Source organism: Pseudomonas sp. 2 (genome assembly GCF_056627435.1).
Map to the genome: position 1 here is coordinate 184,151 of NZ_JBWXNG010000008.1, position 13,394 is coordinate 197,544.

At 63.2% G+C, this 13,394-nt stretch carries 12 protein-coding genes; 6 read left to right on the forward strand and 6 right to left on the reverse strand.

All coding sequences use genetic code 11. The features are described 5' to 3' along the window. Window positions 1-104 precede the first annotated feature (104 nt). The 4 genes from bioF (at window position 105) to bioD (ending at window position 3,642) form a co-directional block, all read left to right on the forward strand. Window positions 105-1,292: an 8-amino-7-oxononanoate synthase gene (bioF, locus tag AC1MEK_RS15655; RefSeq protein WP_480397200.1), complete on the forward strand. Its 1,188-nt coding sequence runs from the start codon at window positions 105-107 to the stop codon at window positions 1,290-1,292. Next, window positions 1,285-2,016 (forward strand): alpha/beta fold hydrolase, encoded by a 732-nt coding sequence (locus AC1MEK_RS15660; RefSeq protein WP_480397201.1) that lies wholly within the window; start codon window positions 1,285-1,287, stop codon window positions 2,014-2,016. The genes bioF and AC1MEK_RS15660 overlap by 8 nt, the downstream gene beginning before the upstream one ends. Further along, entirely contained in the window at window positions 2,009-2,860 is an 852-nt protein-coding gene (bioC, locus tag AC1MEK_RS15665; RefSeq protein WP_480397202.1) for a malonyl-ACP O-methyltransferase BioC, read from the forward strand. The genes AC1MEK_RS15660 and bioC overlap by 8 nt, the downstream gene beginning before the upstream one ends. Window positions 2,861-2,961: 101 nt before the next feature. After that, window positions 2,962-3,642: a dethiobiotin synthase gene (bioD, locus tag AC1MEK_RS15670; protein ID WP_480397203.1), complete on the forward strand. Its 681-nt coding sequence runs from the start codon at window positions 2,962-2,964 to the stop codon at window positions 3,640-3,642. A 44-nt stretch (window positions 3,643-3,686) separates the two neighbouring features. On the opposite strand, the gene AC1MEK_RS15675 is transcribed toward bioD, so the two are convergent. The 6 genes from AC1MEK_RS15675 to AC1MEK_RS15700 form a co-directional block, all read right to left on the reverse strand. Beyond that, the gene (locus AC1MEK_RS15675; RefSeq protein ID WP_480397204.1) at window positions 3,687-5,159 is read right to left on the reverse strand and encodes an aldehyde dehydrogenase family protein; all 1,473 of its coding nucleotides are present in this window, start codon (window positions 5,157-5,159) and stop codon (window positions 3,687-3,689) included. Further along, window positions 5,152-5,970 (reverse strand): ABC transporter permease, encoded by an 819-nt coding sequence (locus AC1MEK_RS15680; RefSeq protein WP_480397205.1) that lies wholly within the window; start codon window positions 5,968-5,970, stop codon window positions 5,152-5,154. Before AC1MEK_RS15680 ends, AC1MEK_RS15675 begins: the two co-directional genes overlap by 8 nt. Window position 5,971: 1 nt before the next feature. Next, window positions 5,972-6,925 (reverse strand): ABC transporter permease, encoded by a 954-nt coding sequence (locus AC1MEK_RS15685; protein WP_480397206.1) that lies wholly within the window; start codon window positions 6,923-6,925, stop codon window positions 5,972-5,974. 22 nt (window positions 6,926-6,947) lie between these two features. Continuing rightward, window positions 6,948-8,099: an ABC transporter substrate-binding protein gene (locus AC1MEK_RS15690; RefSeq protein ID WP_480397207.1), complete on the reverse strand. Its 1,152-nt coding sequence runs from the start codon at window positions 8,097-8,099 to the stop codon at window positions 6,948-6,950. 71 nt (window positions 8,100-8,170) lie between these two features. Further along, complete coding sequence (locus tag AC1MEK_RS15695) at window positions 8,171-9,307, reverse strand: ABC transporter ATP-binding protein (RefSeq protein WP_480397208.1); 1,137 nt, start codon at window positions 9,305-9,307, stop codon at window positions 8,171-8,173. Window positions 9,308-9,531: 224 nt separating this feature from the next. Continuing rightward, complete coding sequence (locus tag AC1MEK_RS15700) at window positions 9,532-10,341, reverse strand: helix-turn-helix transcriptional regulator (protein ID WP_480397209.1); 810 nt, start codon at window positions 10,339-10,341, stop codon at window positions 9,532-9,534. A gap of 325 nt (window positions 10,342-10,666) precedes the next feature. Between AC1MEK_RS15700 and AC1MEK_RS15705 the strand changes: the two genes are divergently transcribed. Together AC1MEK_RS15705 and AC1MEK_RS15710 are read left to right on the forward strand one after the other, a co-directional pair. Beyond that, window positions 10,667-10,963: a pyrroloquinoline quinone biosynthesis protein PqqE gene (locus tag AC1MEK_RS15705; protein WP_480397210.1), complete on the forward strand. Its 297-nt coding sequence runs from the start codon at window positions 10,667-10,669 to the stop codon at window positions 10,961-10,963. Window positions 10,964-11,319: 356 nt separating this feature from the next. Then, the gene (locus AC1MEK_RS15710; RefSeq protein WP_480397211.1) at window positions 11,320-13,125 is read left to right on the forward strand and encodes a phenylacyl-CoA dehydrogenase; all 1,806 of its coding nucleotides are present in this window, start codon (window positions 11,320-11,322) and stop codon (window positions 13,123-13,125) included. The last annotated feature ends 269 nt before the right edge of the window (window positions 13,126-13,394 follow it).

Below are 13,394 nucleotides of genomic sequence, written 5' to 3' on the forward strand. Positions count from 1 at the left end.
GGAGTCTGTGAACTGAAATGCAAGAATCCTGTGGGAGTGAGCTTGCTCACTCCCACAGGGACAGTGTCTCCCTTGATACTGTGGTTTGAATTCCCGAGGCCTGCATGTCTTTCGATCTGAGCGCACGTCTCGCTGCCCGGCGTGCCGAACATCTCTACCGCCAACGCCCCTTGCTGGAGAGCCCGCAGGGCCCTGAGGTGGTGGTCGACGGCAAGCCGCTGCTGGCTTTCTGCAACAACGATTACATGGGCCTGGCCAATCACCCCGACGTCATCAAGGCCTGGAAGGCCGGTGCCGAGCGTTGGGGCGTGGGCGGCGGGGCTTCGCATCTGGTGATCGGCCACAGCGGCCCGCATCACGAACTCGAAGAGGCGCTGGCCGACCTCACTGGCCGTCCTCGCGCGCTGCTGTTTTCCAACGGCTACATGGCCAACCTCGGTGCGGTCACAGCGCTAGTGGGGCAGGGCGACACCGTTCTGGAAGATCGCCTCAATCACGCATCGCTGCTGGACGCCGGCCTGCTCAGCGGCGCGCGCTTTTCGCGCTACCTGCACAACGATCCCGACAGCCTGAACACCCGGCTGGAAAAGGCCGTGGGCGATACCCTGGTTGTGACCGACGGCGTGTTCAGCATGGATGGCGACATCGCCGATCTGCCCGCGCTGGCCAAGGTCGCCAAGGCGAAAAACGCCTGGCTGATGGTCGACGATGCCCACGGTTTCGGCCCGCTGGGCGCCAACGGCGCTGGTATCGTCGAGCACTTCGGCTTGAGCATGGACGAGGTGCCGGTGCTGATCGGTACCCTCGGCAAATCCTTTGGCACCGCCGGCGCGTTCGTGGCCGGCAGCGAAGAGCTGATCGAAACCCTGATCCAGTTCGCCCGCCCTTACATCTACACCACCAGCCAGCCGCCCGCGCTGGCCTGTGCGACGCTGAAAAGCCTGCAATTGCTGCGCAGCGAACACTGGCGGCGCGAGCATCTGGCGGCGCTGATCAAGCAATTCCGCGACGGCGCCCAAGCGATCGGCCTTGAACTGATGGACAGCTTCACGCCGATCCAGCCGATCCTCATCGGTGACAGCGGCCGCGCTCTGCGCCTGTCGCAGATGCTGCGCGAGCGCGGGCTGATGGTCACCGCGATTCGCCCGCCCACCGTGCCCGCAGGCAGTGCTCGATTGCGGGTGACGTTGTCCGCGGCCCACAGCGCCGCTCAGGTCCAGCTATTGTTGGAGGCACTGGAGCAGTGTTATCCGCTGCTGGGCGATGAGCCGGGGGAGCCAAAAAATGCGTGATCGTTTGATCCTGCTGCCGGGCTGGGGGCTGGGCGTTTCGCCGCTTGAGCCGCTGGCGGCGGCGCTGCGCGGTCTGGATGAACACTTGCGGGTCGAGATCGAACCGCTGCCGGACATGGACACTGACAACCTCGACGACTGGCTCGACGAACTGGATGCGACCCTGCCGGACAACGTCTGGCTGGGCGGCTGGTCGCTGGGCGGCATGCTGGCGGCCGAGCTTGCGGCCCGTCGCGGCGAGCGCTGCTGCGGCCTGGCGACCTTCGCCAGCAACCTGTGTTTCGTCGCGCGCGGCGATTGGCTGAGCGCGATGCCGCAGACCGATTTCGATGCGTTCATCGCCGGCTGCAAATCCGACCCGGACGCCACCCTCAAGCGTTTCAGCCTGCTCTGCGTTCAGGGTGCCGAAGAGCCGCGAGCGTTGTCGCGCCAGCTCAAGGCGGGTGCGCCTCACGGCACCAGTGCCGGGCTGATCGAGGGCCTGAAACTGCTCGAACAACTGGACACCCGCGCAGCGCTGCAAGCCTATCGCGGCCCGCAGTTGCACCTGTTCGGCGGCCTCGATGCGCTGGTTCCGGCCGAGGCCTCGGCAGATCTGCTCAACCTGCTGCCTGATGTCGAGGTCGGGGTGATCGAGCAGGCCAGCCACGCGTTCATTCTGGAAAACCCCCACGGCGTGGCGGCGGCGGTCCAGGCGTTTTTACATGAGTCTGGTGATGACTGATCTTTCCCATTGTGCGGTGCTCAAGGCCGTGAAACAGCAAGAGACAAATACCCAAGGCCATCTGCCGGACAAGCGTCAGGTGGCGGCGTCTTTCTCCAAGGCCGCGGCCAGTTACGACAGCGTCGCCGAGCTGCAGCGCGCGGTGGGCAGCGAGTTGCTGTCGCGTCTGCCGGCAGATATCAAGCCTGAACGCTGGCTGGACCTGGGCAGCGGCACCGGCCATTTCAGCCGGGTGCTGGCGCAGAAGCTGCCCGCCAGCGACGGCATCGCCCTGGACATCGCCGAAGGCATGCTGCGCCACGCCCGCGAACTGGGCGGCGCCCGGCATTATGTGGTCGGCGATGCCGAGAACCTGCCGCTGGCGAATGACAGCGTCGAACTGATGTTTTCCAGCCTCGCCGTGCAATGGTGTTCGGACTTTGCCGCCGTGTTGGCTGAAGCCCGACGCGTGTTGAAGCCGGGTGGCGTGCTGGGTTTTGCCAGCCTGTGTGTCGGCACCTTGTATGAGCTGCGCGACAGCTGGCAGGCGGTGGACGGCATGGTGCACGTCAACCGTTTCCGTGAGTTCGAGGACTACCAGAAGCTGTGCGCCGACAGTGGTTTGCAGGTGCGCAGCCTGCAGGTGCTGCCCCATGTGCTGCATTACCCGGATGTGCGCAGCCTGACCCACGAACTCAAGGCACTGGGTGCGCACAACATCAATCCTGGGCGGCCAGGTGGATTGACTGGCCGGGCGCGGATTCAGGCGTTGATCGAGGCCTACGAAGGGTTTCGGCAGGAAAAAGGCCTGCCTGCGACCTATCAGGTGGTTTACGCGGTGCTGGAAAAATCAGCCGTTGTCTGAAAAATGACCGGTTTTGCGAGCATCGTTCGCACGAACGCTATAGTTGAGTGGGTAAGCAGGTAAGGAAAAGCTTTGAAATATCTGAATGGATGGTCGCCAAGATGAGTGCTGCGTATTTCATCGCGGGAACCGATACCGATGTGGGCAAGACCACCATTGCCACCGGGCTGCTGCATGCGGCGCGCCTTGGCGGCCTGAGCACGGCGGCCGGCAAGCCCGTGGCCTCGGGCTGCGACATCAAGCCTCAGGGCCTGCGCAACTCCGACGCCGTGGCCTTGCGCGCCGAATGCTCGATCGAGCTGACCTACGACGAGGTCAACCCCATCGCCTTCGAGCCACCCATCGCGCCGCACCTGGCTGCGCGGGAAGCCGGCGTTGCTCTGACCGTGCAATCGTTGCTGGTGCCGATGCGCCATATCCTCGACAAGAAGGCCGATTTCACCCTGATCGAAGGCGCGGGCGGCTGGCGTGTGCCGCTGGCCGATCAGGCCAACCTCTCTGACCTTGCGATCGCCCTGGGCTTGCCGGTGATCCTGGTGGTGGGCGTGCGGCTGGGCTGCATCAGCCACGCGCTGCTGTCGGCCGAAGCCATCGCCAACGACGGCCTGCAACTGGCGGGCTGGGTGGCCAACATCATCGACCCCAAGACCTCGCGGCTCGAAGAAAACCTCGCCACCCTGGCCGAGCGCCTGCCCGCGCCCTGCCTGGGGCGTGTGCCGCACATGAAAAAGGCGACGCCGGAGATGATTGCCGAGCATTTGCATCTGGAGTTGCTGGATTAGGCATCTCTAGTGAATATCGATCCTGTAGGAGCGGGCTTGCCCAGTCACCGCAGGTACCACCCCCAAGCCTGCTCGCTGACGTACTCGGTCACCTGCTTGACCTCCAGATAATTATCCAGCCCCCACTGCCCCAACTCCCGGCCGATGCCGCTGTGTTTCATGCCGCCCCAGGGCGCTTCGACGAAGGTCGGCTGCGAGCAGTTGACCCAGACGATGCCGGCCCTCAGCCGGTTGGCCACTCTCGTCGCACGTTGCGGGTCGGCGCTCATCACCGCGGCAGCCAGACCGAAGCGGCTGGCATTGGCCATCTGCACGGCCTGTTCTTCGTCTTTGAAACGCTTGATGCACAGCACCGGGCCGAAGATTTCCTCGCGCCAGACGATGCTGTTATGCGCGGGCTCATCGAAGATCGCCGGCTCCATGAAATACCCACGTTCAAGATGCCCTGGCCGCTTGCCCCCCGTGAGCAGTCTCGCGCCGCTGGCCTTGCCTTGGTCGACGAAGCCCAGCACTTTTTCGTACTGCCCGCGGCTGACCAGCGGGCCCAGCAACACACCGGGTTCGAGCCCCTGGCCGATGCTGATCTTGCGGGTTTCTTCCACCAGCCGCTCGATCAGCCGGGGCGCGATGCTCTCCTGCACCAGCAGGCGCGACGTGGCACTGCACACCTGGCCCTGGTTCCAGAAGATCCCGAACAGAATCCACTCCACCGCCGCCTCGACATCGGCGTCGTCGAACACGATGAACGCCGACTTGCCGCCCAGCTCCAGGCTGATGTTCTTGATGTCGCTGGCCGCCGCCGACATGATTTTCGCGCCCGTGGGCACGCTGCCGGTGAAGGCCAGTTTGTCGACGCCGGGGTGCAGCGTCAGCGGGCTGCCCGCGTCTGCGCCGAGCCCGGTCACCACGTTGAGCACGCCGGCGGGCAGGCCGATGCGGTCGGCGGCAGCAGCCAGCTCCAGCGCGGTGAGGGGCGTCAGCTCCGACGGCTTGAGCACCACGGTGGCGCCTGCCGCCAGGGCTGGCGCGACTTTCCACGCGGCCATCAGCAGCGGGTAATTCCACGGAATGATCTGCCCCGCGACGCCGACCGGTTCCAGGCGCGTGCGGCAGCGGAAACGCTCGTCCGGCAGCGCCAGCGGCTGATCCTGGCGCCCGTCCAGTTGCCGGGCCAGGCCTGCGTAGTAACGAAAGCAGGCGATCGCATCGCCGATGTCCCATTGCGCTTCGGGCAGCGGCTTGCCGTTGTCGTGCACTTCCAGGACTGCCAGCGCTTCCTGCGAGGCCTGCAGCTCGTCGGCCAGGCTCTCCAGCCATACTGCTCGCTCGGCGCCGGTGGTCTGCCCCCAGTCACTTTCGAAGGCGCGGCGGGCGGCGCGCACGGCGTGGTCGATGTCTTCCTCGGTGCCCGCCGCCACCCGTTGCAGAGTCTGTTCGGTCGCCGGGTCGATCACGTCCATGTAGCCGCCCAGGTCGGGGCTTACCCACTCGCCGTTGATGTACAACTGATCACGCATGTGAGGCTCCTGTGCGGCGATTCTGCAGATAGCGGGAGGTGAACAGCAGCGCCAGCGAGGCGCAGATGATCACGGTGGAGACCGCGTTGATTTCCGGTGTCACGCCCCGGCGGATCGACGAGAAGATGTAGATCGGCAGCGTGGTTTCGGGGCCCGCGACGAAAAAGGCGATGATGAAATCGTCGAAGCTGAAGGTGAACGCCAACAGGAACCCGGCCATGATCGCCGGGGTGATCTGCGGCAGCGTCACGCGCCAGAAGGTTTCCAGCGGCGGGGCGTAGAGATCGGCGGACGCTTCCTGCAAGGCTTTGTCCAGCGAGTCGACGCGGCTGCGCACGATCACCATGACCAGCGCCATGGTGAACAGCGAATGCGCGGCGACCACCGTGAAGAAGCCCATGTTCAGCTTGGGCAGGCTCGGCGCCAGTTGCGCCAGCAGCGGGTTGATGATGTCGAACAGGCTGATGAAGGCGATCAGGGTCGAGATACCGATGACGATGCCGGGGATGATGATCGCGCAGTAGGTCAGGGCGTCGAACAGCAGGCGGATCTTGCGCCCGGCCCGTTGCAGGCCGAACACCGCCAGGGTGCCGAAGACCGTAGCCAGCACCGCCGAACAGCTGGCGATCAGCGCGCTGTTGCCCAGCGCTTCCATGATGAACGGGTTGCCAAAGGCCCGGCCGAACCACTGCACCGAGCAGCATTCAAAGGCCAGCCCGCTGCGCCCGGCGTTGAAGCTGAACAGCATGATCAGGGCGATCGGCAGGTAGAGAAACAGGTACAGCGAAGTGGAGTAAGTGCGCAACCACATGTCAGAGCGCTCCTTCGCCAGGTTTGCCGCCGTAGCGGGCCACCAGTTTGAGATAGACGCCGATGATCAGCAGCATCATCGCCACCAGCGTCATCGCCAGCGCACTGCCGAACGGCCAGTTGCGCGATTGCAGGAACAGGTCGACCAGCGCGTTGCCGACGAAGAACACCTTGCCGCCGCCGAGCACGGCCGGAATCAGGAACTCGCCCATCAGCAGGATGAACACCAGCATCACCCCGGTGATGATCCCCGGCGCCGAGAGCGGCAGGGTGATCCGGCGGAAACTCTCGAAGGCGCTGGCGCCCAGGTCCGCCGAGGCTTCCAGCAGGCGCTTGTCGAGTTTTTCCAGGCTGACGTAGATCGGGAACACCATCAGCGGCAGGTAGCCGTAGACGATGCCGATCAGCACCGCATAAGGCGTGTTGATCAGCCGCACGTCGTCGAGCCCGACGCTGGCCAGCAGCGCCGGAATGCCCTTGCCGCTGAGAATGAAGATCCAGGCGTAGGTGCGAATCAGAAAGCTGGTCCAGAACGGCACGATCACCAGCGTCAGCAACAATGAACGGCTTCGGCCCGCCTTGACCGCGAGAAAGTACGCCAACGGATACGCCGCCAGCAGGCACACCAGGGTGCCCAGCGGCGCCAGCACCAGGGTGTTGCCGAACGCCGCGGCGCGCGACCCCAGGTTCAGGTAATTGGCCAGGGTGATGCCGCCCGCGTAACCGCCGACGGCACTGCGCTCGCCAAAACTGAAGACCAGAATGATCACCAGCGGCATGACCAGAAGCAGCAGGAACCACAGGGTCGACGGCAGCAGCATCAGCAGGGTGATGCGCCGGCCCAGGCTGCGCCGCCGGGTTTGCGCGCGCTCGATATCGGCAGCGCTCGCGCCGTTGGCAGCGCGACGTGCGTCGTTGGGGATGACGGCATCCATGTGCGGTTCCTTCTGGCTCATGACGGTGTGTCGTTGCCGACGATCAGGCGGACTTGAAGCGCGCCATCAGTTCGGCGCGGGCCGGGCTGGTCAGCGTCGCGGCGGCACCGAATTCCAGCGGGCTCAGGTGCTCGGCGGCCGGGTACATGATCGGGTCGTTGAGCATCGCCGTGGGCAGCAGGGCATCGACGCGCTTGTCTCCGCTGGGGTAGCCGTGGCTCAGCACTTCCAGCTTGTTGTGCTGCGGGTCGAGCAGGTAATTGATGAAGGCGTAGGACGCGTCCTTGTGCTCGGCGCTTTTCGGGATCGCGAAGAAATCGCTCCACAGCTCGCCGCCTTCGCTGCCCAGCGCGTAGACCATCGACGGAATGTCGCGGTGCAGCTGAGACGCATCGCCGGTCCAGGACATCGCCAGAATCGCATCGCCGCTGCGCATCGATGGCTGGATGTCGGAGTTGATGGCGAACAGGTGTGGCTTGACCTCGATCAGCAGTTTCTCGGCATCGGCCAGCTCTTTGGGGTCCAGCGAGTTGAAGCTGTAGCCGAAGGATTTCAGCGCGTTGCCGATGGCGGTCAGTTGATAGTCGTGGACCATGGTGCGGCCATCGGCCTGGTCCTTGGCGACTTCCCAGAATTCCTTCCACGACGCTGGTTTGGCCTTGAGCTTGGCGCTGTCGTAGGCCATGCCGGTGGTGCCCCAGTTTTTCGGCACGGCATACACCTTGCCGTCGACGGTGCCCTGGGCCATGAATTTTTCCTGGAAAGCCGAGGCGTCGAAGTTTGGGATGCGCGACAGGTCCAGCGGCTCGATCAGGCCCAGCTTCACGTAGGTGCTGATGGTGTAGTTGGTCGGCACCAGAACGTCCCAGCCGCTGCCGCCGGCCTGCAGTTTGGCGAGCATTTCTTCGTTGGAGCCGAACACGCTCATGGACACCCGGGCGCCGGTGGTCTTGGCGAAGTTGTCGAGGTTTTCCTGGCTGTGATAGTTCGGCCAGGTCGCCAGGCCCAGGCGGTCACCGATGCTTTTCTCGGCGCCGAACGCGGTCGAGCTTGCGCTGCCCGCCAGCAGGCCGGGCATGTTGGTGGCGACCACTGCTGCCGCGATGCCAAGGCCGGTGCGCCCGAGAAAGTCGCGGCGGGTGATCGAGCCGTTCTGCCAGCTGCGCATCGTCTTGATAAAGGTCTTCTGGTCCATGGCATTCTCCCCGTTCATTGAATGATGTGAAGCGCTTTGATCCTTGCCGCGTGAGTCATAGGGTCAGAAAGTCATAGCGCCATGGCCAGGCCGCTGGCGTTGTTCCAGCCCACCTGCACTGCCGCGCCGTGCTCGAAACCCGTCGTGTCGAATCCGCCTTGGGTGCCCGAGCCATGCTGGCGCGGCACCCGCACGCAGACGATGCCGAAGGGCTGGGTGCGCACCCGGTATTCGGTGATGTTGCCCAGATAGATGCGATCCTCGACGCAGCCATCCAGGGTCACGTCGCGACCTTGCAGGCTGCCTTGGGCTGCGATGTCGATCAGCTCCGGACGCACCGCGATGCAGCCTTCGGTGTTGGCGCTCAGGGCCGCGCCGTTGGGCGTCAGCGGGCTGCTCAGTTCGATGCCCTGCTCGGTGCGCAGCAGCGCCGAATTGCCCTGCACCTGGCGCACGGTGCCGTTGAACAGGTTCGACTCACCGATGAAGTCGGCCACGTAGCGGGTGGCCGGAGCTTCGTAGAGTTGTTCGGGGGAAGCGGTCTGGATGATCGAGCCGCTGTGCATCACGCTGATGCTGTCGCTCATCGACAGCGCTTCTTCCTGATCGTGGGTGACAAGCACGAAGGTGATGCCGACTTCGCGCTGCAGGCGCAGCAGCTCGGATTGCATCTCCTTGCGCAGCTTGCGATCCAGCGCAGCCAAGGGCTCGTCGAGCAACAATACGGTGGGTTTGTTCACCAGCGCGCGGGCCAGTGCCACACGCTGTTGCTGCCCGCCGGACAGCTCGCTCGGCTTGCGATGGCCCAGGCCTGAGAGGCGAACCATTTCCAGCGCTTCGTCGGCGCGGTGCTGCTGCTCTTTCTTGTCCGGGCGCGGGGTCAGATAACGCAGGCCGTAGGCGATGTTTTGCGCAACGGTCATGTGCGGGAACAGCGCGTAGTGCTGGAACACCATGTTCACCGGCCGCTGGTAAGCCGGCACGCCCGCCACGTTCTTGCCGGCCAGCCGCACCTCGCCGACCGTGGGCTGATCGAAGCCTGCGATCATGCGCAGGGTGGTGGTCTTGCCGCAGCCCGAGCCGCCGAGAAAGGAATGAAAGGTGCCGCGCTTGACCTGAAAGCTCAGGTTGTTGACGGCCTTGAGGTTGCCGTAGTGCTTCTCGACGTTGCAGAACTCGATATCGTTTTCATGGCGACTGTCGTTCATCAGAGGCTCTCGCATTCGGGTGCAGGGTTCGCTGCGATGGAGGCCAAACTAACAATCGCGGTTTTGCGGTGTATATATCCCTTGGGGGATAGAGTCGTTTTCTGAGTTTTCTCGATATCGCCCCTGTAGGAGCCGGCTTGCTGGCGAAGCGGTGTGTCAGACACATCCATGTTGACTGCCCCATCGCATTCGCCAGCAAGCCGGCTCCTACAAGGGGAATGTGTTTACGCAGACGCGGCGATATCCGGCCCGGTCAATTCACGAATGAACAACCCCAACAGCTCCGCCTGGCTGCCAATGCCCAGCTTGGCGTAGATGTTCTTGCGATGAATCTTCACCGTGCCCGGGCTGATCGCCAGCTGTTCGGCTACCGACGCGCTGGAGTGGCCGCGCAGCAACAGGCGAACGATTTCCTGTTCACGACCGGTGAGAATGTGATCGCCAAAATGATCGAAAGCAGCGTGAACCTTGTAATCCAGGTCCTGAGGCGAGCGCGGCTGCTGCGCGCGATGCTGGCCCCAGGCTTCGCTGATCACTTGCTCGACAATCGGCTGAGCGCATTCCATCCATTGCAGTTCGTCGCGGCTGAACGCGCAGCTGGCGGTGGCGCGCATCAGCGACAGCACGGCCATGGCATCGCCGCCCAGGTCGACGAAAAACGCCACTTCCTCGGCCAGCCCGGTTTGCTGGTAATAGGCCAGGTAATACTCGCTGAGGTAGAAGTGGTCCGGTGCGAACTGGCGCAGGCGCCACAGGCCTGGCGGCTGCTTGCGGGTGCAGGCCAGATAAAAGGGGTCGAGCAGGTAAGGGCCGCACTGGTAGTCGTCGACGTAGATCTTGCGTTTGTCTGGCGGGAAGGTATCGAACAGCGCCAGCGGGCGGTGGTTGCCCTCGTAGACGAACAGCACGAAATGGTCGACCGGAGCGATCTGCTTGAGCCACTGGCTCAAGCCGGCCAGACGCGCCGCGCCTCCCGGATGGCCGAGAAGATGGGCGATGCCGCTGGTCCAGTGTTTCAGTTCCTTTGGGCGCATGGGAAGCGTTCGACGACAGATCCATGGGGGAGCACTTCAACACAGGATGCAGGATGTGCGCCACTGCACAGTTCCGGGCCTGCAATGAGGCGGGGCGGGCGCGGACCGGTTAAGGTAATGATTCGAACTGTTTCGGGCTGCACCGTTTTCTGGCACCGGGTGTCACCGGGCGCCACATTTAACGGTCGCCAGTCAGTAACGTTTCAACGTTGAATCCGGCCAGCTCTATTAGCCGGCCCGATGCCATTATTGTTTTTGACGGGCGTTTTCCGGCGTCGTCTGTTTCAATGCTGGCTGTTCGTTTTATGAACAGAGGATCGTGGACATGCAGATTTCACTGAACAACACGCTGTATCCAGGCCTTTCCGCCATTCAGGTGGGGCAGGACCGTGTCGATCAGGCCGCTACCCAACTGGCCAGTCCGGCCACGGAAGTGTCGGGCCGCAGCCAGTCTTCGGATTTCCAGCTCGAGCGTCTGCGCTCGGTGGATCGCCCTCAGCGTTCGGACATGGCGACCAATGTTGTCGAGCTGACCCAGGGCCGCATCCAGGTGCAGGCCGGCGTCAAGGTCGAGAAGGCCAGTGACGAAATGCTCGGCACGCTGATTGACACCTACGCCTGATTCAATTGCTGCACCCCGCTTGAACGTGCGCTGCGGCGCACGTCATCTCTTGCAACATCCTTCCTGAATAACGCCCTATCACACGACCGAATCGCGGCCTTGCCTCGGCGTTTTCGCCTGCCCGCTCAACTAGACTGAACGTAATGTCCCCATCACCGGACCGCTCTGGAACGTGAGATTTTTCTCGGCTGGATGAAAGGTTTGTGGCGCACCCTTGACAGGGTTTTGGCGTAAACGTATGTTTCAAACATGTGTTTGATCGACGTTCGAGCATTTCATCGTCGGCGCAGGGGCCCGTCCCCACCGTGACTCAACGGTCATCCCAATCCAGGATTCATCAGCAGAGGTTTATCGCTATGCCGGACTACAAGGCCCCCTTGCGTGATATTCGCTTCGTTCGTGACGAACTGCTCGGCTACGAAGCGCACTATCAGAGTCTGCCCGCCTGCCAGGACGCCACGCCTGACATGGTCGACGCCATTCTCGAGGAAGGCGCCAAGTTCTGTGAGCAGGTGCTGGCTCCGCTGAACCGCGTGGGTGATACCGAAGGCTGCACCTGGAGCGAGTCCGGCGTGAAAACCCCGACCGGCTTCAAGGAAGCCTACAAGCAGTTCGTCGAAGGCGGCTGGCCGAGCCTGGCCCATGACGTCGCCCATGGCGGTCAGGGTCTGCCGGAGTCTTTGGGCCTTGCGGTCAGCGAAATGGTCGGCGAGGCCAACTGGTCGTGGGGCATGTACCCGGGCCTGTCCCACGGCGCGATGAACACCATCTCCGAGCACGGCACGCCCGAGCAGCAAGAGGCTTACCTGACCAAGCTGGTGTCGGGCGAGTGGACCGGCACCATGTGCCTGACCGAACCGCACTGCGGCACCGACCTGGGCATGCTGCGCACCAAGGCCGAGCCTCAGGCTGATGGTTCGTACAAGGTCTCCGGCACCAAGATTTTCATTTCCGCTGGCGAACACGACATGGCCGACAACATCGTCCACATCGTGCTGGCCCGCCTGCCTGATGCGCCTGCGGGCACCAAAGGCATCTCGCTGTTCATCGTGCCGAAATTCCTGCCGAACGCCGAAGGCGGCATTGGCCAGCGCAACGCCGTGAACTGCGGATCGCTGGAACACAAGATGGGCATCCACGGCAACGCCACGTGCGTGATGAACTTCGACGGCGCCACAGGTTTCCTGATCGGCCCGCCGAACAAAGGCCTGAACTGCATGTTCACCTTCATGAACACCGCGCGTCTGGGTACTGCACTGCAAGGCCTGGCTCATGCCGAAATCGGCTTCCAGGGCGGCCTGAAATACGCTCGCGAGCGTCTGCAGATGCGTTCCCTGACCGGCCCGAAAGCGCCGGACAAGGCCGCTGACCCGATCATCGTCCACCCTGACGTGCGTCGCATGCTGTTGACCATGAAAGCCTTCGCCGAAGGCACCCGCGCGATGGTGTACTTCACCGCCAAGCAGGTCGACATCGTTAAATACAGCGAAGACGCCGACTCCAAGAAAGCCGCCGATGGCCTGCTGGCGTTCATGACCCCGATCGCCAAGGCGTTCATGACCGAAGTCGGTTTCGAGTCCGCCAACCACGGCATTCAGATCTACGGCGGCCACGGCTTCATCGCCGAGTGGGGCATGGAGCAGAACGTTCGCGACAGCCGCATCTCGATGCTGTACGAAGGCACCACCGGTGTTCAGGCCCTCGACCTGCTGGGTCGCAAGGTGCTGATGACCCAGGGCGAAGCGCTCAAGGGCTTCACCAAGATCGTGCACAAGTTCTGCCAGGCCCAGGAAGGCAACGAAGCCGTCAGCGAGTTCGTCGCGCCACTGGCTGCGCTGAACAAAGAGTGGGGCGAACTGACCATGAAGGTCGGCATGGCCGCCATGAAGGATCGCGAGGAAGTCGGCGCTGCGTCGGTGGATTACCTGATGTTCTCCGGTTACGCCTGCCTGGCCTACTTCTGGGCCGACATGGCGCGCCTGGCTGCCGAGAAACTGGCCGCCGGCACCACCGAAGAGGCGTTCTACACCGCCAAGCTGCAGACCGCGCGCTTCTACTTCCAGCGCATCCTGCCGCGTACCCGCACCCACGTGGCGGCCATGCTGTCGGGCGCCAACAACCTGATGGACATGAACGAAGAGCACTTCGGCCTGGCTTACTGAGTCGGCAGAGCGCTTTACCTCAAAGCCGCCAGTCTTTCGGGATTGGCGGCTTTTTGTTCTCAAGTGATACGCAGATTCCCTGTAGGAGCGAATTCATTCGCGAAGAATCGGACAGGCGACGCAGATGTGTCGCCTGTCATATTTTTCGCGAATGAATTCGCTCCTACAGAAGTTCGTTGAACCTTCGACATGCGCAAAAAACAGTGATCCAGCGCACAAATTCTCCTCATCAAATCTGCTGGCCCGCCGATAAAGGCACAATGCCATTT